19 protein-coding genes are annotated in these 20,647 nt (G+C 73.3%); 9 read left to right on the top strand and 10 right to left on the bottom strand.

Annotated features, from left to right (window positions below; all coding sequences use genetic code 11):
• Positions 1–94: 94 nt before the first annotated feature.
• A complete protein-coding gene (gene ligD, locus AB0I11_RS02355; RefSeq protein ID WP_357309307.1) occupies positions 95–1,012 on the bottom strand; it encodes a non-homologous end-joining DNA ligase in 918 nt (305 codons plus the stop codon).
• Positions 1,002–1,940, bottom strand: coding sequence for a non-homologous end-joining DNA ligase (gene ligD, locus AB0I11_RS02350; protein ID WP_357309303.1), 939 nt, complete (start codon positions 1,938–1,940; stop codon positions 1,002–1,004). The genes ligD (AB0I11_RS02355) and ligD (AB0I11_RS02350) overlap by 11 nt, the downstream gene beginning before the upstream one ends.
• A gap of 85 nt (positions 1,941–2,025) precedes the next feature.
• On the opposite strand from ligD (AB0I11_RS02350), the gene AB0I11_RS02345 reads away from it, so the two are divergent.
• From AB0I11_RS02345 to AB0I11_RS02335, 3 genes are all read left to right on the top strand, one after another.
• Positions 2,026–3,054 carry a Ku protein gene (locus AB0I11_RS02345; RefSeq protein WP_357309300.1) on the top strand — a complete coding sequence of 343 codons (1,029 nt, stop codon included), beginning with the start codon at positions 2,026–2,028 and terminating at the stop codon, positions 3,052–3,054.
• Positions 3,055–3,273: 219 nt separating this feature from the next.
• Complete coding sequence (locus tag AB0I11_RS02340; RefSeq protein WP_357309297.1) at positions 3,274–3,930, top strand: FKBP-type peptidyl-prolyl cis-trans isomerase; 657 nt, start codon at positions 3,274–3,276, stop codon at positions 3,928–3,930.
• Positions 3,931–4,068: 138 nt separating this feature from the next.
• A complete protein-coding gene (locus tag AB0I11_RS02335) occupies positions 4,069–4,926 on the top strand; it encodes a hypothetical protein (RefSeq protein WP_357310269.1) in 858 nt (285 codons plus the stop codon).
• Positions 4,927–5,019: 93 nt separating this feature from the next.
• On the opposite strand, the gene AB0I11_RS02330 is transcribed toward AB0I11_RS02335, so the two are convergent.
• Together AB0I11_RS02330 and AB0I11_RS02325 are read right to left on the bottom strand one after the other, a co-directional pair.
• Positions 5,020–5,424 (bottom strand): hypothetical protein, encoded by a 405-nt coding sequence (locus AB0I11_RS02330; protein ID WP_357309294.1) that lies wholly within the window; start codon positions 5,422–5,424, stop codon positions 5,020–5,022.
• Positions 5,425–5,503: 79 nt separating this feature from the next.
• Positions 5,504–7,702, bottom strand: a complete 2,199-nt coding sequence (locus tag AB0I11_RS02325; RefSeq protein WP_357309291.1) for a hypothetical protein — start codon at positions 7,700–7,702, stop codon at positions 5,504–5,506.
• Positions 7,703–7,964: 262 nt separating this feature from the next.
• On the opposite strand from AB0I11_RS02325, the gene AB0I11_RS02320 reads away from it, so the two are divergent.
• Both AB0I11_RS02320 and AB0I11_RS02315 read left to right on the top strand, forming a co-directional pair.
• A complete protein-coding gene (locus AB0I11_RS02320; protein ID WP_357310262.1) occupies positions 7,965–8,618 on the top strand; it encodes an HAD family phosphatase in 654 nt (217 codons plus the stop codon).
• Positions 8,619–8,782: 164 nt separating this feature from the next.
• Positions 8,783–9,799 carry an NADPH:quinone reductase gene (locus tag AB0I11_RS02315; protein WP_357309287.1) on the top strand — a complete coding sequence of 339 codons (1,017 nt, stop codon included), beginning with the start codon at positions 8,783–8,785 and terminating at the stop codon, positions 9,797–9,799.
• Between the two features lie 185 nt (positions 9,800–9,984).
• Here AB0I11_RS02315 and AB0I11_RS02310 read toward each other — a convergent pair whose 3' ends face one another.
• Positions 9,985–11,634: a fatty acid--CoA ligase gene (locus tag AB0I11_RS02310; RefSeq protein ID WP_357309283.1), complete on the bottom strand. Its 1,650-nt coding sequence runs from the start codon at positions 11,632–11,634 to the stop codon at positions 9,985–9,987.
• A gap of 84 nt (positions 11,635–11,718) precedes the next feature.
• On the opposite strand from AB0I11_RS02310, the gene AB0I11_RS02305 reads away from it, so the two are divergent.
• Complete coding sequence (locus AB0I11_RS02305; RefSeq protein ID WP_357309280.1) at positions 11,719–12,210, top strand: NUDIX domain-containing protein; 492 nt, start codon at positions 11,719–11,721, stop codon at positions 12,208–12,210.
• A gap of 122 nt (positions 12,211–12,332) precedes the next feature.
• On the opposite strand, the gene AB0I11_RS02300 is transcribed toward AB0I11_RS02305, so the two are convergent.
• The gene (locus AB0I11_RS02300) at positions 12,333–14,009 is read right to left on the bottom strand and encodes an MDR family MFS transporter (RefSeq protein ID WP_357309275.1); all 1,677 of its coding nucleotides are present in this window, start codon (positions 14,007–14,009) and stop codon (positions 12,333–12,335) included.
• A gap of 52 nt (positions 14,010–14,061) precedes the next feature.
• The gene (locus AB0I11_RS02295) at positions 14,062–14,610 is read right to left on the bottom strand and encodes a type 1 glutamine amidotransferase domain-containing protein (RefSeq protein ID WP_357309272.1); all 549 of its coding nucleotides are present in this window, start codon (positions 14,608–14,610) and stop codon (positions 14,062–14,064) included.
• A 128-nt stretch (positions 14,611–14,738) separates the two neighbouring features.
• Here AB0I11_RS02295 and rfaE2 point away from each other — a divergent pair, with 128 nt between their 5' ends.
• Positions 14,739–16,772 carry a D-glycero-beta-D-manno-heptose 1-phosphate adenylyltransferase gene (gene rfaE2, locus AB0I11_RS02290; protein ID WP_357309268.1) on the top strand — a complete coding sequence of 678 codons (2,034 nt, stop codon included), beginning with the start codon at positions 14,739–14,741 and terminating at the stop codon, positions 16,770–16,772.
• Positions 16,769–17,635, top strand: coding sequence for a glycosyltransferase family A protein (locus AB0I11_RS02285; RefSeq protein ID WP_357309266.1), 867 nt, complete (start codon positions 16,769–16,771; stop codon positions 17,633–17,635). Before rfaE2 ends, AB0I11_RS02285 begins: the two co-directional genes overlap by 4 nt.
• On the opposite strand, the gene AB0I11_RS02280 is transcribed toward AB0I11_RS02285, so the two are convergent.
• The 3 genes from AB0I11_RS02280 to AB0I11_RS02270 are packed head-to-tail and all read right to left on the bottom strand — an operon-like array spanning position 17,616 to position 19,826.
• A complete protein-coding gene (locus AB0I11_RS02280; protein ID WP_357309263.1) occupies positions 17,616–18,779 on the bottom strand; it encodes a glycosyltransferase family 9 protein in 1,164 nt (387 codons plus the stop codon). The genes AB0I11_RS02285 and AB0I11_RS02280 overlap by 20 nt on opposite strands.
• Positions 18,780–18,786: 7 nt before the next feature.
• Entirely contained in the window at positions 18,787–19,323 is a 537-nt protein-coding gene (locus AB0I11_RS02275) for an Hsp20/alpha crystallin family protein (protein WP_357309259.1), read from the bottom strand.
• Positions 19,320–19,826, bottom strand: coding sequence for a DUF2231 domain-containing protein (locus tag AB0I11_RS02270; protein ID WP_046566382.1), 507 nt, complete (start codon positions 19,824–19,826; stop codon positions 19,320–19,322). The genes AB0I11_RS02275 and AB0I11_RS02270 overlap by 4 nt, the downstream gene beginning before the upstream one ends.
• A 162-nt stretch (positions 19,827–19,988) precedes the next feature.
• Here AB0I11_RS02270 and AB0I11_RS02265 point away from each other — a divergent pair, with 162 nt between their 5' ends.
• Complete coding sequence (locus AB0I11_RS02265) at positions 19,989–20,609, top strand: pyridoxamine 5'-phosphate oxidase family protein (protein WP_357309255.1); 621 nt, start codon at positions 19,989–19,991, stop codon at positions 20,607–20,609.
• Positions 20,610–20,647: the final 38 nt, after the last annotated feature.

Here is a 20,647-nt window from a genome sequence, read left to right as displayed (position 1 = left end):
TGAGCAGGGTGGATGCCGATGTAACGGAAGCGGATCGCGGGGCGCTGTTTGACCGCGCCGGCCGAGCGCAGAGTCAGCGACGACGGTCGACCGGTCAGCGGCCGGCGGGAAGTTCGGGGCCGCCGTCCAGCAGCGGGGCGAGCAGGTCGCCGTACTCCTCGACCCGGTCCAGGACCTCGGCGGAGGTGAACTGGCGGACGGCCGGCCTCCCCCCGCGAGCGCCGGCCTCGACCTCGTCCCACGTCAACGGGGTGGACACCGACGGCGCCGCCTGCGCCCGCAGCGAGTACGGCGCCACGGTGGTCTTCGCCGCGTTGTTCTGGCTCCAGTCGATGAAGACCTTGCCGGGGCGCAGGTTCTTCGCCATCTTCGACACGATCAGCTTCGGGTGCGCCCGCTCCAACTCCTGGGCGATCCGCCGGGCGTACCCGGACACCTCGTCGGCGGACTGGCTGCCGGCGATCGGGCAGGAGAGCTGCATGCCCTTCTTGCCGGAGGTCTTCGGGTACGCCTCGATGCCGTCCTGGGTGAGCCGGTCCCGCATCAGCAGCGCCACCTGGCAGCACTGCTGCAACGCCGCCGGGGCCCCGGGGTCCAGGTCGACCACCATCAGGTCCGGCAGCTCGCCGATCTTCCACTGTGGCGTGTGCAGTTCCAGCGCGGCCAGGTTGGCCAGCCAGACCAGGGTGGGCAGGTCGTCGGCGACCACGTAGTCGATGGTCTCCCGCCCCTTGCTCGACCCGGGGGCGGGCAGGTTCTCGGTGCGTACCCAGTCGGGGGTGGCGGCCGGGGCGTTCTTCTCGAAGAACGAGCCGCCGTCGACGCCGTTCGGGAAGCGGATCCGGGTCAACGCCCGGTCCCGCAGGTGCGGCAGCAGCACCGGGGCGATCCGGGTGTAGTAGTCGATCACCTCGCCCTTGGTGAAGCCGGCCTTCGGGTAGAGGACCTTGTCCAGGTTGGACAGCTCCAGGGCGCGGCCCTCGACGTCCACCTTCAGTCGGTCACCCGGCATCCTCGACCTCCTCGGCGGGCTTGTCCGGACGCAGCCGCAGGATCCGTGGGAAGCGCAGCCGCCCGTCGGGGGTGCGCTGGCCGTACTTCACCTCCACCACCACCCGTGGTGCTACCCAGATCGCGCCCCGGGCATCCTCGCGCGGCACGTCCCCGGCGAACGGCGACGCCGCGTCGCGCAGCGGTTCCAACTCGCGCAGCAGTTCCCGCTCCAGCGCCGCGCCGATCCCGCCGCCGACCCGGCCCCGGTAGATGAGCCGCCCGTCCGGCCCGGGCACCCCCACCAGCAGGCCGCCGATCCTGCGGGCGCCGGGCCGCCAGCCGCCGACCACGAAGTCGCCGGTCACCTCCAGCTTGACCTTCACCCAGTCCGGCGAGCGCACCCCCGGCCGGTAGACCGAGTCGGCCCGCTTGGCCATCACCCCTTCCAGGCCGTGCTCGCCGGCCGCCGCGTAGGTGGCCGCGCCGTCGCCGAAGCTGGGCGGCACCGCCCACCGGGCCGCGCCGAGCCCGAGCGACTCCAGCGCCGCCCGCCGCTCCCGGTAGGGGCGGCCGGTCAAGTCCTCGCCGCGCAACCGGAGCAGGTCGAAGATCATGTACGTGACGGGCACGGTCGCCGCGAGCCGGGCGGCCTTGGCCGCGTTGCGCACGTGCATCCGCTCGGCCAGCGCGGTGAACGACGGCTGGCCGTCGGTGAAGAGCACCACCTCGCCGTCGAGCAGGGCGTCGTCGACCTGCTCGGCCAGCGGGATCAGCTCCGGGTACGCGACCGTGATGTCGACGCCCGAGCGGGCGTACAGGTGCTGGCGGCCACCCACGATGTCGGCGAGCGCCCGGACCCCGTCCCACTTGAACTCGTACGCCCAGCCGGCACCGGCCGGGAGCTGCCCGGTCATCGCGAGCATCGGCTTCATCGGCGCGCCGGGCACCATTCGACTCTAGTTGCACCCGGAAGCACGTGCGGGACGTTCGATCGTTTGCGATCCTGGTCAGAACCGGGGAGAGGAGCGCGTGATGCGGGCGATCTGGAAAGGAGCGGTGTCGTTCGGCCTGGTGTCGATCGGGGTGAAGGTCTACTCGGCCACCGAGGAGAAGGACATCCGCTTCCACCAGGTGCACCGCGAGGACGGCGGCCGCATCCGGTACAAGCGCACCTGCTCGGTCTGCGGCGAGGAGGTGACCTACGACGACATCGCCAAGGGGTACGACATCGGCGGCGGCGAAATGGTCATCCTCACCGACTCCGACTTCGCCGACCTGCCGCTGACCACCTCGCACGCGATCGACGTGCTGGAGTTCGTCCCCGCCGAGCAGGTCGACCCGATCCTTTACAACAAGGCGTACTTCCTGGAGCCGGAGGGCTCGGCCACCAAGCCGTACGTGCTGCTGCGCGACGCGCTCGCCGACTCGGAGCGGGTGGCGATCGTCAAGGTGGCGCTGCGCCAGCGGGAACAGCTCGCCACCCTGCGGGTACGCGAGGGCGTGCTGCTGCTCAACACGATGCTCTGGCCGGACGAGATCCGCCAGCCCGACTTCGGCTTCCTGGACGAGGACCTGAAGGTCCGCCCGCCCGAGCTGGCGATGGCCAGCTCGCTGATCGACTCGATGGCCGGCGAGTTCGAGCCGGACGCCTTCACCGACGACTACCGGGCCGCGTTGCAGGAGGTCATCGACGCCAAGATCGAGGGGCGCGAGGTGGTCCAGCCGGAGGAGGAAGAGGCCGCGCCGGCCGCCGCGGTGGACCTGATGGCCGCGCTGAAGGCGTCCGTGGAGCGGGCCCGGGCGGCCCGGGGCGAGGCGCCCTCGGGTGGCGGGGCCGAACCCACCCCGATCTCGTCGGCCCGCTCGGCGCAGAAGGCGGCGAAGGCCCCGGCGAAGAAGACCGCCGAGAAGAAGGCCGCCGCCAAGAAGGCGCCGGCCGGGAAGGCCCCGGCGAAGAAGGCCGCCGAGAAGAAGGCCGAGCCGGCCAAGAAGACGGCCGCCAAGAAGGCCCCGGCCAAGAAGGCGGCGGAGAAGAAGGCCGCGCCGCGCAAGTCGGCCTGACCGCCCGGCGTCGACCCGGGCGGTTCAGGCAGGGCCCGCTGCCGGGCCGCGTCCAGCTGGTGGCGGCGTAACCAGTCCCGGAAACCGCCCTCGACCGGCCGGTTGTCCGATCCGGCCCCGGCGGCGAGAGCACAGGGGGCGTCGGGACGGGTACCGTGTGCGCTGGCCTCGGCGGCGGCCCGCCGGGGGCGCACCCACCCCACCCAGCAGGGAGTCGACGTGAGCGAGCGCGTGGAGAACCGGTCGGCGGGCCAGGGCCCGGCCACCAAGGCGGAACGGCGGCTGGCCGCCCAGCTGGCAGCGAAGCAGGCCGCCGAGAAGCGGCGCCGCCGGCAGTCGATGCTCGGCGCCTTCGCCGGTGTCCTCGCGGTGGCCGCGCTGATCGGCGGCATCGTCTGGCTGAACAGCGGCGACGACGACAAGAAGGCCGACGCGGGCGCGAGCACGTCGCCGAGCACGGTGGTCGAGCCGACCGTGGCCGCCCCGGCGCTGCCCGAGGGCGCCGACCCGGCGCTGGGCACCCGGCCGAAGGTCGAGGCCGGCACGGGCGAGCTGAAGAAGCTCGCCGTGACCACGCTGATCAAGGGCAAGGGCCCGGCCGTCAAGTCCGGCCAGACGATCACCACCAACTACGTGGGCGTCACCTACAAGGACGGCAAGGAGTTCGACGCCTCCTGGAACAACGGCCAGCCGGCCACCTTCCCGATCGGCGTCGGCCAGGTCATCAAGGGCTGGGACCAGGGCCTGGTCGGGGTGCCGGTGGGCAGCCGGGTGCAGCTGGACCTCCCGGCCGAGCTGGCGTACGGCGCCAAGCCGCCGGCCGGCTACCCGGCCGGGGCGCTGCGCTTCGTCGTTGACGTGCTCGCCGCGCAGTAGGTCACAGCAGGCTTCCGTCCGGTCACCCAGCGGCAGTAGGTTCAAGGTCACCGCGGGCGGTCCATCGCCCGCGGCGACCTGCCCAACGACGCGGAGGTGCACGTGGCGGCGCTGGACGACCCGGGAACGGCCCGGGTGATGTGGACCTGCTTCGAGCCGGTCCACGCGGTGACGTACTTCCACCCCCGGGCCCGGGCCGCCTACGAGGCGGTCGGGCTCCGCGGCTACTGGCGGGGCTACTTCGCCGGCCGGGCCGCCCCGCTGGGGCCGGTCGGCGCGCCGACGGTGGTCGCCGCCTTCTTCAGCTTCGCCCCGGCGATGGTGGCCCGGGCGCTGCCCTCGGTGTGGCGGCTGGCCACCCCGCAGGAGGCGCTGCGCGCCCGGCTCACCGGGGCGGTGCAGGCGCTCGCCGAGTTCACCTACGAGCTGCCCGAGGCGCACCTGGTCGAGGCGGCCGACCTGCTGGAGGAGGCCGCCGGCCAGGTGGAGGTCGCCGGCCGGGTGCTCGGCGCGGTCAACGCCGCCCTGCCGCAAGGGGAATATCCGCTGGCCCGGCTCTGGCAGGCCGCCACCACGCTGCGCGAGCATCGCGGTGACGGGCACGTGGGGGCGCTGGTCACCACCGGCCTGGACCCGGTCGAGGTGGTGGCCTGGCGGTGCCGGGTCGACCAGTCCCGCGAGTTCCACCAGGCCGCGCGTGGCTGGACCGACGAGGAGTGGACGGCCGCCGAGGAGCGGCTGGTGGCGAAGGGGTGGCTGACCCCCGAGCGGACCGCCACCGAGCACGGCGCCGCGACGTTCCGGGTGGTCGAGGAGGCCACCGACCGGGCCGCGCTCGGCCCGTGGCGGGCGCTGGGCGCGGAGCGTACGGCGCGGCTGCGCGAGCTGCTCGACCCGATCGCCACCCGGTGCCGCACGATCATCCCGGCGAAGGCCCCGATCGGGCTGCCGGCACAGCGCGGCAGCGCCCGGGACGCGTCGGCCCCGACCCGCTGAGCCAGCGGCTGGGCCGTTCCTGATCCGGCCGAGGCCCGGATGGTCCGTTGGCGCGGGCCTCGGCGTCGCGCCAACGGACCATCCGGGTCGCGGTCAGCCAGCCCCAGGTGGATTGGCCGGCGCGACCAGCTCGAGCGCCTGCTCCGTGGTCAGGTTGGACGAGCGGGGATCGACCGAGTCGAAAAACCGCGCACCCGTGTCGCGGGCGAGCGCGACCAACGCGTCCAGCGCGGGCGTGATCTCCTGCCGGAATTCGTGCACCGGCTCGCCCCAGGATCTGTCGGCGATCTCGACGACCACCCGTTGTACACCCTGCGCGCCGGCATAGACATAACCGTCAATGCTGGCCCGCGCTCCACTGAATTCAAGCTCGACAACGTCGCCGTCCTCGATTGGCAGATCCAGCTCGGGGTCGTCCCCGAACACTTCCCGCAATCTGCCGAGGACGACGTCGACCGGCAGGTCGGCCCCCGGCTCGCCGGCTTCATCGAATCGCATGACGACAAGTTGGTCACCCATAAAAGGCCGGGTTGGGTCGACCAGCCGGTCGACCCAACCCGATCACCTCCTCAAGCGCTTATTCGGGGAAGTGGATGGTATAGGGGATGTTATTCCGGATCAAGCAGTCGAGCACTTCCTGGGTCGGGCCCAGGCTGTCGTACGCGTTATGCGGCAGGAAATGCCAATGGACCCCGCGAACCTTGTACTTGCTGGTCTGCTTGTTCGCGTCCACCACGTCGACCGACGCCTGCTTGAGCATCCAGGCGTCCTTCTCGCATTCGGCCAATTCGCTGCCGTAGTTCGGGACGCCGGTCTTCACCTCGTGCAGGGTCAGTTCGCCCGGCGGATCCTCAACGGCGACGTCCGGCTTCCGGGAAACGGATCTCGGCGTCGGATACTGAGGCGTCAACACCTTCAGGTTGCGGTGTCGGGTGCCGGTCAGCAGGGTGTTCGCGACGAAGTCCTCCCCGTCCCGCCAGCCGTACATGTAGCGGACCCGCGGGCCCGCGACGTGCAGCGCATTCTGGTACGCGGCCCGCAGCCGGGCGAAACTCGTCCGCTCGCCCTTGGCGAGTCGCAGCATGCCGGCCCGCACGGAGAGAGTGCTGAAGCCGGCGCTCGGGACACCGGCGTCCTGAAGCGCGGTCCAGTCGTCGCCGAGGATCTGTTCGAGCGCGGCTTCCTTGATGCTGTCCGGAATGCTCTCGTACGTGGCGACGAGCAGGACGACCTGTTCGAGTCGGTGCGCGAACTTGAGGACGAACCGCAGGGCCTTCCCCGGAATCGCCACGGCGTCCCCCACGTAGGGGACGACGCCGAGGATGCTCAGCCCCGCACCGATCCAGTCGCCGTGGATCAGCCCGGCGATGGTGTCGCGGATGTCGGCGAGGCCGCCGACGATCCAACCGACGACCGGGATGAAGCTCAGCGCGCCGGAGCACAGGTTCCCGGAGAGCCAGGCGATCGAGTCGCGCGGGGCGAAGTCGCCGGCGAACATGCCGAGCAGGAAGTCGGACACGTACGTCCACTTGCTGACCTGCTCGTCCGGGCGGCCCGGGTCGAGGCCCTGGTCGTCCTTGTGCGCCACCTCGTAGTCGTCGCGCAGGCCGTCGCCGTCGGTGTCCTGAACCAGGGGGTCGATACCCAGGTCGTTGATCTCCGTGCCGTCGGACAGTCCGTCGCCGTCGCTGTCCACATTGTTGACGTCGGTAAGGGCTTCCTCCTCGGCGACGTCGATCAGCCCGTCACCGTCGGTGTCGGCCTCGTTCGGCACCGGCACGATCGGCGGTACGTCGCCGGGCGCCGGCGGGGCGCGGGGCTGGTCAGGGACCAGTGGGTTGCTGCCGTTGGCGACCTCGGTGCCGTCGTTGACCCCGTCACCGTCGGTGTCCGGATTGGTGGGCGAGGTGCCCAGGTCCTGTTCCTGGAGGTTGGTGAGGCCGTCGTGGTCGACGTCCTCGTCGCCGTCGGTGACCGAGTCACCGTCGGTGTCGACCTGGTTCGGCCGGGTCCAACCCGCCAGCTCGGTGATCTCGAACTTGTCGGTCAGCCCGTCGCCGTCGGAGTCGACCAGCAGCGGGCTGGAGCCGAAACGCAGCTCGACCACGTCGATCACGCCGTCGGAGTCGTGGTCGCCGTCGTAGCTGATGCCCAGCCGGGTCAGCACGTTGAAGCCGCTCGCCCAGGCCCGGCCGGCCTGGATCGTCGCCGGCTCGACGTTGGCCTTGACCAGCATCTCGTCGGCCTTGGTCAGGTTGCCCTTGGCCGCCTCCAGATCCGCGAACGCCTCGGTCAGCCCCGCCGGGGCGGGCGCGGGTGGCGGGCTGGCCCGGAACGGGCCGATGGTCGCCTCGGCGTCCTGGATCGCCGCGTCGGCCAGCAGCCGAGCGCCGGAGAGGGTCTCCACCAGTGCCCGGACGTGCGCCTGCTCCGCCTCACCGTTCGGCGGGCTGGCCCCGGTCAACCGGCTCTTGAGGAACGACTCCAGGGGTTCCAGGTTGTCGAAGGCGACCTCGCCGTCGGCGGCGCTGTTGAGCCGCGCGCCGTCGAAGTACCGGCTCTGCACGTCGGCCAGCACCGGGGCGAGCCGGCTGTCACCCAGCCCACCGGTCACGTACGGGGCCAACGCCTCGGCGGACTCGGTGATGTAGAGCTTCGCGTCGCGGGTGTACTTCGCGGTCGGGATCTTCCCGACCTCCGTCTGCCAGAGCGGCGTCTCCCCCGCCGACGCCGAACTGCCGAAGAGCGCGAGCTGCGCCACGACGGCGGTCGCCACCGCCGCAGCCAGGCCTCTTCGTCGTAGTCGTCCATGGAATCCCATACATACTCCCATGTATCGATTGGATGAGGTCCTGCGCAGACTAGCCCGCGGGGGTGAGCGCTCGCCGCCCCTTTGCGCGCGGAGCCGCCTCCACATCGGACGCGTCCCGCCATCTGGACGGGCGTCGCCGCCCGCGCGGTTGCGCCACCGGCACGCCCACCCGGCTGCCCTGAGCGAGCGGCGGACACCCGACCGGTTGATCCGGCAGGATGGGTACGTGGTGGACGCGGTGCTCTTCGACCTGGACGGCGTGCTCGTGGACTCCGAGCCGGTCTGGGAGGAGGTCCGGCGGGCGTACGTGGCCGCGCACGGTGGCACCTGGCAGCCGGACACCCAGCGCCGGCTGATGGGGATGAGCACCGCCGAGTGGGCCGCCTACCTCAGCGGCGAGCTGGGCGTGGACCGCAGCGCCGAGCAGGTCGCGGCCGAGGTGGTGGCCGAGATGACCCGCCGGTACGCACAGCGCGTACCGCTGATCGACGACGCCGACGTGGTGGTGCGCCGGATGGCCGCGCGCTGGCCGCTCGGGCTGGCCAGCTCCTCCCCCACCCGGCTGATCGCGGCGGCGCTGGACGCGATGGGCCTGACCGACGCCTTCGGCGCCACGCTGTCGACCGAGGAGACGGCCCGGGGCAAGCCGGCGCCGGACGTCTGGCTGGCCGTGGCGGCCCGGCTCGGCGTGGACCCGGCCCGCTGCGTGGCGATCGAGGACTCCTCCAACGGGGTGCGCTCGGCGGCCGCCGCCGGGATGCGGGTGGTGGCGGTGCCGCACGGCTCGTACCCGCTGGACCCGGACGCGGCGGCCCTCGCCGCGGTGCTGCTGCCCGCGATCGGCGCGCTCACCCCGGAGCTGGTGGCCGGTCTCGGCTGAGCGACCTGCCGCACCTCCGGTCCACGCGGTGATACGTCCGGCATGCCATCCTCCTGCCCGGCCGTGCCTGGTTGTACGGTTTCGGGGGCGCGCCGGACCGGAATGATCAGGCAGCGTCCGGGTAGCGCAGCCGGTGGCGACGTGGCGACGGGGAGGGGACGGCGATGAAGGCGGTCGTGTACGAACGCAACGGGGACGCCTCCGTGCTGGCGGTGGTCGAGCGGCCGATCCCGGAGCCGGGGCCCGGCGAGGTGCTGGTGCGGATGGCGGTGGCCGGGGTGAACCCGACCGACTGGAAGGCCCGCCGGGCGTGGCCGCTGCCGCAGGGCTGGCAGATTCCCGGGCAGGACGGCGCTGGGGTGGTCGAGGCGGTCGGCGAGGGGGTCGACCAGATCCTGATCGGCGAGCGGGTGTGGCTCTGGGAGGCGGCCTGGCAGCGGCCCTGGGGCACGGCCGCCGAATACACCGTGGTCCCGGTCCGGCACGCGGTACGGCTCGGCTCGGCCCCGTTCGACCTCGGGGCGGCCCTGGGCATCCCGTTCATGACCGCGCACCGCTGCCTGACCGCCGGCGAGTTCATGCCGGAGAAGCTGCACGCGGGCGCGCTCAGCGACCATGTGGTGCTGGTGCAGGGCGGTGCGGGTGCGGTGGGCAACGCGGCGGTCCAGCTCGCCCGCTGGGCCGACGCCTGCGTGATCGCCACGGTCAGCAGTCCGGAGAAGGCGCAGCTCGCCGCGGCGGCCGGGGCCAGCTTCGTGATCAACTACCGGGAGCAGGACGTGGTCGAGGAGGTCCGCAAGATCGCCCCCGACGGGGTGCACACGATCGTCGAGGTCTCCGCGGCCCGCAACGCCGCCGCCGACGTGCAACTCCTGCGCACCGGCGGCGCGGTCTGCGTGTACGCCGACGACGGCGGCACGGAGGTGACGCTGCCGATCCGGCCGCTGATGATGCCGAACGCCCGCTGGCAGTTCGTGCTGATCTACACGGTGCCGAAGGCGGCGAAGGCGCAGGCGGTGTCGGACATCGCGGCGGCGGTGGCGCAGGGCGCCATCCGGGTGGGCGAGGAGGCCGGCCTGCCGCTGCACCACCACCCGCTGCAGGCGGCCCGGGCGGCGCACGAGGCGGTGGAGAACTCGGTGGTCGGCAAGGTGCTGATCACGACCAGCGAGGCAGGCTGACCCGAGCAGATTTCGCCATCATCGGGACAGAGGCGAACAAGTTTCGCGAGAATGACGGTGCGGGTCGCCCCGCACAAAGGGCGGGCGGCCCCGGCGCGGTGCGAACGCCGGGGCCGCCCTCTGGGGAGGGATGTCGTGAAAGACCGATGCCCCTACCCGTGTTGGCGACGGTACGCCGGAATGTGTTACGGCGCGGTCAGTTCGCGTACCTCCAGGCCGCCTTCGGCGTACCGGGACCGGACCACCTTCTTGTCGAACTTGCCGACGCTGGTCTTCGGGACCGCGTCGATGAACGCCCAGCGCTCCGGCAACTGCCAGCGCGCCACCGACGTCGACAGGAAGTCGCGCAGCTCCTCGGCGGTGACCGAGGCGCCCTCCCGGATCACCACGGTGGCCAGCGGCCGCTCGTCCCAGCGCTCGTCGGGCACGCCCACCACGCAGGCCTCCAGCACGGCCGGGTGACCCATCAGGGCGTTCTCCAGCTCCACCGAGGAGATCCACTCCCCGCCCGACTTGATCACGTCCTTGGCCCGGTCGGTCAGCGTGATGTAGCCGTCCGGCGACAGGGTGCCGACGTCCCCGGTACGCAGCCAGCCGTCCCGGAACTTCTCCTCGTCCGGGGCCTCGTCCCCGACGTACCGGGCGGTCACCCACGGCCCACGGACCTCCAGCTCGCCGACGGAGGTCCCGTCGGCGGGCAGCGGCTCCCCGAGCGGGCCGACGATGCGGGCGGCGACCCCGGCGGGCACCCGGCCCTGGGTGTAGCGGTAGCGCCAGGCCGTCTCGCCGGTCGCGCCGGCCGGCGGCCGGGAGACCGAGCCGAGCGGCGACATCTCGGTCATGCCCCAGGCGTGGATGACCTCGATCTGGTGCCGGTCGTGGAAGGCGTGCATCAGCGCCGGCGGGCAGGCCGAGCCGCCGACGATCACCTCCCGCAGGGCGGAGGTGTCGACCTCGTGGCTGTCCAGGTAGGCCAGCAGGTCGGTCCAGATGGTCGGCACCGCGCCGGCCAGGGTGGGCCGCTCGGCGGCGATCATCGCGGCGATCGGCTCGGCCTGGAGGAACCGGTCCGGCATGATCAGCGACGCCCCGGAGAGGAACGCCGCGTACGGCAGGCCCCAGGACATCGCGTGGAACATCGGCACGATGGCCAGCTCGCGGTCCTTCGGGCCGAGGCCGAAGCCCTCCGGCATGCAGACCTGGAGCGAGTGCAGGTAGATGGAGCGGTGCGAGTAGGCCACCCCCTTGGGGTTGCCGGTGGTCCCGGAGGTGTAGCAGAGCGCGGCGGCGTCCCGCTCGTCCACCTCGGGCCAGTCGTAGACCTCCGGCCGGCCGTCCAGCAGCGCGTCCCAGTGGTGCACGGTGATCCGGTCGCCGGCCGCGGCCAGCAGCGGCGCGGGGTCGCCGCCGCCGACCACCACGACGTGCCGCACCGTGGCCAGCTCGCCGATCACCCGGGCCAGCAGCGGGATCAGCGTGCTGTCGACCAGCACCACCCGGTCCTCGGCATGGTTGGCGATGTACGCGACCTGGTCCGGGAAGAGCCGGATGTTCAAGGTGTGCAGCACTGCGCCCATGCTCGGCACGGCGAAGTACGCCACCAGGTGCTCGTTGTTGTTCCACATGAAGGTGGCGACCCGCTCGTCGCCGGTCACCCCGCACTCGTCGCGCAGCGCGTGGGCCAGCCGGGCGGCGGTGCGGCCGACCTCGGCGTACGACATCCGGCGGGGTTTGGCGCCGGTCCAGGTCACGACCTCGGCCGTGCCGTGCACGGTGGAGCCGTGTTCGAGGATCCGGGCGACCTGGAGGGGGGCGTCCATCATCGTGCTACGCATGGGTAACAACGTAGTGTCGCCGGTCACACGTACGGAACCCCCGGAACGGCCGACGTGCCCCGGCAGGGTGCGTAGATTGTCCGGGTGAGCATCTCGTGGGCCGACTCGTACGTCGGGCAGCTCCGCGCCCTCGCCGGTGACCGCACCCTGATGTTCGTGGGCGCCCGGGCCGTGGTCCGCGACAACGCCGCCCGGGTGCTGCTGATCCAGCGCTCCGACAACGGCCAGTGGGCGCTGCCGGCCGGGGCCATGGAGCTGGGCGAGTCGATCGCCGACTGCGCCGTCCGGGAGGTACGCGAGGAGACCGGGCTGCGCGCCCTGCGGGTCAGCGCCTTCGCCCTCTACACCGGCCCCGACCGCACCCACACCAACATGTACGGCCACACCTACCAGATCTTCACCACCGCGTTCCGGGTCGAGGAGTGGGACGGTGAGCTGCTCCGGATGACCGACGAGACCACCGACGCCGGCTTCTTCCACCCCGAAGAGCTGCCCACCCCGCTCTCCGCCAGCGTCCACGAGACCCTGGCCGACCTGGACGTCTTCGAGCAGACCAACCGGCTGATCCTGAAGTGACGGCGACCCCGGCGGGCCGCCCGCCGCAGCGTCGCCGCGACGTGACCGTGACCCCGGCGGGCCGCCAGGCCCCGCGCCGGCCCGGTCCGACCGGGCCCGGCCGGCGCGGCTGACCGGCCCGGTCAGAGCAGCGTCTGGGACTTCGCCTCCATCTCGGCGGCGGCCTCCTCCTTCGACTCCTTCGCCAGCGGCTTGCCGCCCGGCGCGGCGGCCTTGCCGCCGAGCGGATCCGCCCCGCCGGTGGCGCCCTGCGGCCCGGTGCCGCGCAGCTGGGCGTTCGGCATCAGCAGGGTCACCAGCACGGCCAGGATGGCGATCAGCCCGGTGGTGAGGAAGACCGGGTGCAGCGAGTCGACGAAGGCGCCCTGGATGGCGGCCCGCACCGGACCGGGCAGGGCCAGCACCGTCGCCGGGTCGTTGATCGAGATGTCGGTGCCGCCGTTGGCCGCCACGGCCGCCCGCTGGTCGGGCGGCAGCTGCGCGATGGCGGCCGGCAGCCGTTCGCCGAGGTGGCGGGTGAGCTGGGACGACAGCACCGCGCCGAGGATGGCCACCCCGAACGAGCCGCCCAGCGAGCGGAAGAAGGTCGCCGAGGAGGTGCCGGCGCCCAGGTCCCGCGGGTCCACGGCGTTCTGCACGGCCAGGATCAGCGACTGCATGCACAGCCCCAGCCCGACCCCGATCACCACCATGAAGCCGAACGCGACCCAGAGCGAGGTGGCCACCTGGAGCTGCCGGAACAGCAGCATGCCGACGACCAGCACGGCCGAGCCGGCCACCGGGAACCACTTGTACCGCCCGATCCGGCTCATCGCCCGGCCGGTGATGACCGAGGTGACGATGATGCCGGCCATCATCGGCAGCATCAGCAGACCGCTGCGGGTCGGCGAGGCGCCCTTGACGATCTGGAGGTAGAGCGGGATGAAGATGATCGACCCGAACATCACCAGACCGAGCACGAACCCGGCCAGGTTGGCCAGCGAGAAGGTGCGGTTGCGGAACAGCCGCAGCGACAGGATCGGCTCCGCCACCCGGGCCTCCTGAAGCACGAAGAGCACCGCGAGCACCGCGCCGGCCACCAGGAGTCCGACGATCACCCCGGAGCCCCAGGCGTACTCGTTGCCGCCCCAGCTCAGCGCGAGCAGCAGGCAGCTCACCGCGGCCACCAGCAGCCCCGCGCCGAGCCAGTCGATGGCGTGCTCCCGGCGCTGGAACGGCACCAGCCGCATCACGTGGTAGCAGACCACGATCGCGAGGATCCCCAGCGGCACGTTGATGTAGAAGATCCACCGCCAGTTGGTCTCCGCGAAGTAGCCACCGACCAGCGGGCCGGCCACCGAGGAGATGCCGAAGACCGCCCCGAACAACCCCTGGTAGCGGCCGCGCTCCCGGGGGGAGACCACGTCCGAGATGATGGTGAACGCCAGGGTCAGCAGGCCACCCGCGCCGAGGCCCTGCACACCCCGGGTGACGATCAGCTGGGTCATGTTCTGCGACAGGCCGGCCAGCAGCGAGCCGAGCAGGAACGTGCCGATGGAGAAGAGGAAGACCGGGCGGCGCCCGTACAGGTCGGCCATCTTGCCGTACAGCGGCGTCGAGGCGGTGGAGGCGAGCAGGTACGCGGTGACCACCCACGAGTAGTGGTTGATCCCGCCCAACTCGCCGACGATGGTGGGCAGCGCGGTTCCGACGATGGTCTGGTCCAGTGCCGCCAGCAGCATGCCGGTCATCAGGCCGAACATCAGCAGGCGGATCTGGCGGGCGTGCAGCACGGGACGACCGTGGGCCTGGGCTGTCATCCCGCTTCCTTTCCCACCGGGGGCGGATCATGCCCCCGGTGGGAAGGAGAAGTCAGTGCTTCCCCTCGGCGAACTCCTCGACGATCTTGGCGCAGAACGCCGGCAGGTCGTCCGGCTTGCGGCTGCTGACCAGCCCGTTGTCGGTGACCACCGGCTCGTCGACCCAGCTGACCCCGGCGTTGGTGAGGTCGGTACGCAGGCTCGGCCAGGAGGTGATCCGGCGGCCCCGCACCACGTCCGCCTCGACCAGCGTCCACGGGCCGTGGCAGATCACCCCGACCGGCTTGCCGGCGGCGAAGAACGACTTCACGAACCGGACCGCCTCCGGGTCCGTCCGCAGGAAGTCCGGGTTGGCCACGCCGCCCGGCAACACCAGCGCGTCGTACGCCCCGGCGTCCGCCTCCTTCGTCGTCACGTCGACCGGGTACTTCCCGCCGTGGTCCAGATGGTTGAAGGCCTGGATCTCGCCCGGCTCAGTCGAGACCAGCTCGACCCGGGCGCCGGCGCTCTCCACCGCCTCCCGGGGCTTGGTGTACTCGACCTCCTCGACGCCGTCGGCGGCCAGGAAAGCGATCCGCTTGCCGCGCAGTGTCGCTGCCATGGTGTTTTCTCCTCTCCGGGGTGTTCTTGACCCGTTCCCGAGGCCGGCGCGGCGAAACCGGACCCCGGCGTGGCCCGCCCCTCAGCCGGGCAGGTTTGGCCGGACCGGCTCGGGGGACCCGAAGGGGCATGGCAGGAGCAGCAGCGGAAGAGCGCCGGCTCGCCACCGTCGTGGAGAGCTGGCTGGGGCGCCCCGTGCTGGTGGTCGGCGACGCCATGCTGGACGAGTGGCGGTTCGCGGAGTCCGACCGGCTCTGCCGGGAGGCGCCCGCCCCCGTCCTCACCCTGCGCCGACGCATCTCCGCGGCCGGCGGCGCGGCGAACACCGCGGTCAACGTCGCCGCGCTCGGCGGGCGGGCCGCCCTGGTGGCCCCGGTCGGCGCCGACGTGGCCGGCGACGAACTGCACGACTGCCTCGACCGGGCCGGCGTCTGGGACCGTACGGTCAACCAGCCGGGCCGGCCGACCCCGGTCAAGCGGCGGATGCTGGCCGGCAACCAGATCCTGCTCCGCGAGGACTCCGGCGACCCGGACGACGCGCTCGACGACGACGGGGTGGCCCGGCTGCTGACCGCGCTGCACTGCGCCACCGAGGAGTTGCACGCCGCCGCGCACGGTCAGCCGCTCACCCTGGTCGTCTGCGACTACGGCCTGGGCGCGCTGCCCGGCGGGGTCCGCGCCTGGCTGGTCGCCAACCGCGACCGCTACGCCACGGTCGCCCTCGACGCGCACGACCTCGCCGACTGGCGCGGCCTGAACCCCACCGTGGTGACGCCGAGCTTCGCCGAGGCCACCCGGCTGCTGGCCCGGGCGGCGGCCGGGTTCAACGGCGCCGGGCACCCGCCGAGGCGGGTGGACGGCCTGCACCTGGACCACCAGGACGACCCGGCCGACGGCCCCTCCGAGCTGGTCGTCGGCGCGGCCCCCGGCGGCGCCGGTGAGCCCGTGCCGGCCCCGGACCCGCTGCGCGACGGCAGCCGCCTGGCGATGGGCGCCGCTCCCGCCGGGCACCGGCCGACCGGCACCCCGCACCCGACCGCCGGCACCCCGCACCCGGCCGCCGGCCCCGCGCCGGCCACCGCCGGACCGACCGGCGAGCCGACGCCCGGCGAGGAGCGGGTGGCGCTCACCGGCGACGGGCTGAGCGTGACCGGCACCGGCGTGACCGTGAACGCCGAGGCCGGCGAGGGCGTGGACCGGGCGGTGCTGGCCCAGTCGCGCCTCGACGAGCTGCGCGCGCACACCGGCGCGGACGTGGTGGCGGTGACCCTGGACACCGAGGGCGCGGTGGTCGGCGGGGCCGACGGCGAGCCCCGGCGCAGCCACAGCACCCCGGTCCCGGCCAGCCACGCGGTGGGCGCCGGGGACGCGTACCTGGCCGCGATGACCCTGGCGCTGGCGGCGGAGGCGAGCCTGCCGACCGCCGCCCAGCTCGCCCAGCTCGCCGCCACCATCACCGTCTCCGACACCGGGACCTGCGTGTGCCGGCGGGAGGACCTGCTGGACGAGCTCGGCACCGGCTCGGACGGGGGCGACCATCCGACCCTGGTCGGCGGCGCGGAGCTGACCTCGATCGTCGCGGAGCACCGCCGGGCCGGCCGCTCGATCGTATTCACCAACGGCTGCTTCGACGTGCTGCACCCGGGGCACGTCCGCTACCTCACCCAGGCCCGCGCGCTCGGCGACCTGCTGGTCGTGGCGGTCAACTCCGACGGCAGCGTACGGCGGCTGAAGGGGCCGGACCGGCCGGTCAACCCGATGGAGGACCGGGCCGCGCTGCTCGCCGCGCTCGAGTGCGTCGACCACGTGGTGGTCTTCGAGGAGGACTCCCCGGCGGGGCTGATCGAGGCGGTCCGCCCGGACGTCTACGTCAAGGGCGGCGACTACCCGCCCGAGATGGTTCCCGAGGCGCCCCTGGTCCGCCGGCTCGGCGGGCAGGTCCGCACCCTCGGGTACGTGCCGGACCGCTCCACCTCGGCGATCATCGACCGGATCCGGGCCCAGTCGCCCATCCCGCCCGGCGCCGAGACGACCCGCCGCGGGGCCACCCGGTCCGCCGGCGGGGGCGGCCCGGCGGCCGCCGAAGGCAGGCCCACGGCCGCCGACGGGCGGTCCATGGTCGACGACGGCCAGCCGGCGGTGGGCGAAGGCAGGTCGGCGTGAACCGACCGCTCGACCTGGGCGACCCGGCAGGGTTCCGCCACCCCCGGCAGCTCGACGTGCTGATCCCCACCCGCAACCGCCCGGCCGAACTGGCGGTCACCCTCTCCGGGCTGGCCGCCCAGGAGGGCGTACCCGGCTTCGGCGTGGTGGTGAGCGACCAGTCCGACGAGGACCCGGCGTACGCCCACCCGGCCGCGGCCACCATGGTGCGGGCGCTGCGCCACCGGGGTCACCCGGTGCTGCTGACCCGCCGGCTGCCCCGGCGCGGCCTGGCCGAACACCGCGCCTACCTGTTGAGCCGGTCGGACGCCCGGTACGTGCTCTGCCTCGACGACGACGTCTGGCTGGAACCCGGCACGCTGTCCCGGCTGGTCACCGCGATCCGGGAGCTGGGCTGCGGGTTCGTCGGCAACGCGGTGCACGGCCTGTCGTACGCCGACGACGTCCGGCCGGAGACCCACGGGCACTACGAGGAGTGGCCGGGCCGGCCCGTGCCGGAACGGATCCGCCCCGGTACCCCGCAGTGGGAGCGGGCTGCCATCCACCCGGCCGCGAACCTGCTGCACGTCACCGAGAAGCTGCGGCTGCCGCCGGGCGCCTGGCGGGCGTACAAGATCTCCTGGATCGGCGGGTGCGTGCTCTACGACCGGGCCAGGCTGGTCGACGCGGGCGGCTTCGAGTTCTGGCGCCGGGTGCACGAGCGGCACCAGGGCGAGGACGTGGCCGCCCAGCTCGCGGTGATGGCGCGCTACGGCGGCGCCGGCGTGCTGCCCAGCGGGGCGTACCACCTGGAGTCGCCGACCACGGTGACCGAACGGGAGGTAGAGGCGTGGGAGGTGGTCCTCACCGACCAGCCGGCCTGACCGCGAGCAGCTCGCGGGCGGCCTCCACCACCTCGATCACCGGTACGTCGGCGACGAACGAGTCGCGGTGCGGGCACTCGCCGTCGCCGGGGCGGTGCGGGTAGATCCCGGGGGTGCAGTCGACACCGCAGACCGGGCAGTGGGTGGTCCACGAGGCGATCGGCCGGTGCCGGGCGCGCAACGGGGTGGCCCCGTTGATCAGGTTGCCGACCCAGTAGACCCCGACGGTCGCGGCGCCGACGGCCGCGGCCAGGTGCAGCGGCCCGGTGTCGTTGGAGATCACCAGCGCGCAGCCCTGGTAGCAGGCGGCCAGCCCGCCGAGGCTGAGCGTGCCGACCTGCGGGCTGACCGGCACGCCGGCCGCGGCGACCACCGCGTCGACCGTCTCCTGCTCGGCCGGGGTGCCGGTGACCAGCACCTCGTACCCGTCGCCGGCCAGCGTCCGGGCCACCGCGCCGAACCGGTCCGGCAGCCAGCGGCGGCGGTTGTCGGTCGCCCCGGGGTGCAGCGCCACCCGGGGCCGGGCGGGCGCGCCGAGCACCCGGCCGGCCTCGGCCCGGTCGGCGTCGGTGACCGCCAGGGCCGGGGTGATGGTGGTGGCGGGCGCCCCGACCAGGGCCACCACCTCCAGCGCCCGAATCACCTCGTGCTGGTAGTAGACGTAGCGCAGCCAGCGGTCCAGCGGCGGCGCGTCGTCCGCGCGCAGGCCGGCGGTGACCCGGGCCCCCAGCCCGGCCACGACCGGGTTCGAGTTGGCGCCGCCGCCGTGCACCTGCAACGCCAGGTCGAACCGTTCCGTCCGCGCCGCGGCCAGGAAGTCCGCCATGGCCGCCGGTTCCTCGCCCGGCGCCGGTTCCCGGATGCCGGGCGCCGGCGGCACCACCAGCACCCGGTCCACCGGGCCGGGGCGGTCGCGCCAGAGCTTCGCGTGCCAGGGCGCGCCGAGCAGCACCAGTTCCGCCGCCGGGTACGCGGCCCGCAGCGCCTCCAGCGCGGGCAGGATGAAGATGAAGTCACCGAGCGCGTTGGCCCGCAGCACGGCGATCCGTTCGACGTCGGGCACCCGCTCCCCGACCGGGCCGAGCACCGGCGACGGCGGCAGGTCGCGGCGCGGCGCGCTGGGGTTGTCGCCCGGGGTGCCCACGCGACCCCTACGGCCGGTCGATCTCGTCGACCGTGGTGTCCGGGTGGTGCAGCTCCCGGTCCGCGGCCGGATCGGCCAGCCGCCGGCCGTCCGCGGTGGCGGCGCGGGGACCGGACCGGCCGACGGTGATGGTGCGCGGCGCGGGCCGGGCGGCCCGGGGCAGGTGCACCCGGAGCAGGCCGTGGTCCATCACCGCGTCGATCCGGTCGGGGTCCACCCGGGACGGCAGGTCCACCCGGTACTCGAAGCCGCGCGTCTCGAAGCCGCCGGGGATGCCGTGATCGGCGTTGACCTCGGCCTCCGAGCGGGCCCGTACGCACAGCTCCCGGTCGTCCAGCTCGACGGCGACCTCCTCGGGCGCCACGCCCGGCAGCCGGACCACCACGGCCCAGCCGTCGGCGGTCTCGGTCAGTTCCACGTCGGGGCTGCCGGAACGGCCACCGACCAGCCGGCTCAGCTCCGCGCGCAGCGACTGGAGCTCGCCCATCGGGTCCCAGCCCTGCTGGCGTCCCCGCCAGCCTCGACCGCCACTCTGTTCCGTCATCGCGCCTCTCCGATCCGCTGGTTCGCCGAGGGGGGTCGCAGCGAGCTCGGGGCGTTCAGGTCGTGCTCCGGGTCCACCCCGACGCCGAGCCGGTCGACCAGCTCACCACCGAGCCAGGCGCTGACCCCGAGGATCGCCACGGCGACCACCTCGATGGCGATCAGGGCGCCACCGGCGGCCCGGGAGTCGGCGTTGAGCCGGACCACCCAGACCGCGGCGAAGAGCAGGATCACCGCGAGGTTGGCGGCGGCGTGGGTGAGCCCGACCCGCTTCGCGCGGGTGCCGGTCGGCAGGGCCAGCAGGTCGACCGCGCCGGCCGCCGCGGCCAGCAGGCCGCCGATCAGGCCGACCGCGATGTTCCAGTACGCGACCTCGCCCAGGAAGTCCGGGCCGCCGACGGTGTCCACCACGTCGAAGATCACCGCGGTGACCAGGAGCGCCACCGGGAACATGACCAGCATCGGGTGCACGGGGTGCCCGAGCACCTTCAGCCGGCTCTCCATCTCCGCCTCCATCGATCGGTCCGGGCGCGCTGCGGCTTAGCCCGTACCCGGGCCAACCGGGGGCAAACCTGGTCCGGCGCGCACCCCTAGGCTGACGATGACGGAAACCGGCCGCGCGCGGGCCGGAATCGCCGTCACGGTCGACCGACGGGGGAGGCAGGCGTGCCGACACAGGAGATCAGCGGCCCGGAGGAGTTGCGCGAGGTGCTGGGGGCGCCGATGCCCCGGGCGCTGGCCAAGGAGCGGACGGCGCTGCACGCCCGGGACCGGGAATGGTTGGCCGCCTCGCCGTTCTGCCTGGTGGCGACGGCCGGCGCCGACGGCAGCTGCGACGTCTCGCCGAAGGGCGACCCGCCCGGCTTCACGCTGGTGCTGGACGAGACGACCATCGCGATCCCCGAGCGGCCCGGCAACCGGCGGGCCGACGGCTACCGCAACATCCTGGCCAACCCGCACGTCGGGCTGATCTACCTGATCCCGGGGCGCACCGACACCCTGCGGATCAACGGCCGGGCCCGGCTGCTGCGGGACGCGCCGTGGTTCGACGACCTGATGGTGCAGGGGCACCGTCCGGTGCTGGCCGTCGAGGTAACGATCGAGCAGATCTTCTACCACTGCGCGAAGGCGTTCCTCCGCTCCGAGCTGTGGCGGCCGGAGACGTGGCGGCCGGACGCGCTGCCGTCCCGGCCCCGCCTGGTCAAGGAGCTCGAGGCGCCCGAGGCGAGCCTGGCGAGCTTGGAGAACCACTACGGGCCGGAATACCTGAAGACCCTCTACTCCTGAGCCGCCGTGGGCCCGGGTCGACGGTGTCGACCCGGGCC

The organism is Micromonospora sp. NPDC050495, from assembly GCF_040655175.1.
Classification (GTDB): Bacteria; Actinomycetota; Actinomycetes; order Mycobacteriales; family Micromonosporaceae; genus Micromonospora.
The sequence above is the reverse complement of the archived record's forward strand: the minus strand, read 5'-3'. Positions and strand labels throughout refer to the sequence as shown.

Bases quoted from the DNA above. Each gene is read 5' to 3' on its own strand.
- ligD (WP_357309307.1), bottom strand. From the start codon at position 1,012: ATGCCGGGTGACCGACTGAAGGTGGACGTCGAGGGCCGCGCCCTGGAG.
- AB0I11_RS02345 (WP_357309300.1), top strand. From the start codon at position 2,026: ATGCGGGCGATCTGGAAAGGAGCGGTGTCGTTCGGCCTGGTGTCGATC.
- AB0I11_RS02335 (WP_357310269.1), top strand. From the start codon at position 4,069: ATGTGGACCTGCTTCGAGCCGGTCCACGCGGTGACGTACTTCCACCCC.
- AB0I11_RS02330 (WP_357309294.1), bottom strand. From the start codon at position 5,424: ATGCGATTCGATGAAGCCGGCGAGCCGGGGGCCGACCTGCCGGTCGAC.
- AB0I11_RS02315 (WP_357309287.1), top strand. From the start codon at position 8,783: ATGAAGGCGGTCGTGTACGAACGCAACGGGGACGCCTCCGTGCTGGCG.
- AB0I11_RS02310 (WP_357309283.1), bottom strand. From the start codon at position 11,634: ATGCGTAGCACGATGATGGACGCCCCCCTCCAGGTCGCCCGGATCCTC.
- AB0I11_RS02300 (WP_357309275.1), bottom strand. From the start codon at position 14,009: ATGACAGCCCAGGCCCACGGTCGTCCCGTGCTGCACGCCCGCCAGATC.
- AB0I11_RS02295 (WP_357309272.1), bottom strand. From the start codon at position 14,610: ATGGCAGCGACACTGCGCGGCAAGCGGATCGCTTTCCTGGCCGCCGAC.
- rfaE2 (WP_357309268.1), top strand. From the start codon at position 14,739: ATGGCAGGAGCAGCAGCGGAAGAGCGCCGGCTCGCCACCGTCGTGGAG.
- AB0I11_RS02275 (WP_357309259.1), bottom strand. From the start codon at position 19,323: ATGACGGAACAGAGTGGCGGTCGAGGCTGGCGGGGACGCCAGCAGGGC.
- AB0I11_RS02270 (WP_046566382.1), bottom strand. From the start codon at position 19,826: ATGGAGAGCCGGCTGAAGGTGCTCGGGCACCCCGTGCACCCGATGCTG.